The following is a 417-nucleotide window of genomic DNA, read 5'->3' as shown; positions in this document are numbered from 1 at the left end:
TTAGCCCCAATTTTCCACGATGAATCCAATAATAAATAGTTGAAATTCCCACGTTAACGCCCTTAGCCTTGACCATCATTTCAGGCGAAAATTTTTGGTTATGATAGTGGAGAATCTTTTCCTTTAGTTCCTTGGTCAATCTTGATTTCTTGACCGAGCGCTTGCGATTATTTTCATAAGACTGTTGAGCATAGTCGGCAGAATAAACCTCTTTAAAGCGTCCTTTTCCAAGACATTGTCGGACTGTCCCACGCTTGATTTCATTGTGAATGGTTTGAGGAGCTTTTCCAAGTAAAGAGGCGATTTCTCTATTTGATTTCCCTTCTTTTTTCCATCTTTCGATTAAGCGACGGCTATCGATTGTCAAATGTTTGGCTTTTGTAGTATAATGGCTTTTCATCTCTGTGCCTTTCTTGT

Annotated in this window: 1 protein-coding gene; it reads right to left on the bottom strand. The window is 39.1% G+C overall.

Features of this window, described 5'->3' with window-relative positions; genetic code table 11:
* A partial coding sequence (locus HT693_RS07625) for a helix-turn-helix domain-containing protein (protein ID WP_172925092.1) occupies positions 1–400 on the bottom strand: 400 nt, incomplete at its 3' end.
* Positions 401–417 lie beyond the last annotated feature (17 nt).

This window comes from Streptococcus sp. 2154, from assembly GCF_013277255.1.
GTDB lineage: Bacteria > Bacillota > Bacilli > Lactobacillales > Streptococcaceae > Streptococcus > Streptococcus pseudopneumoniae.
This window is presented reverse-complemented; position numbering and strand designations above follow the sequence as displayed.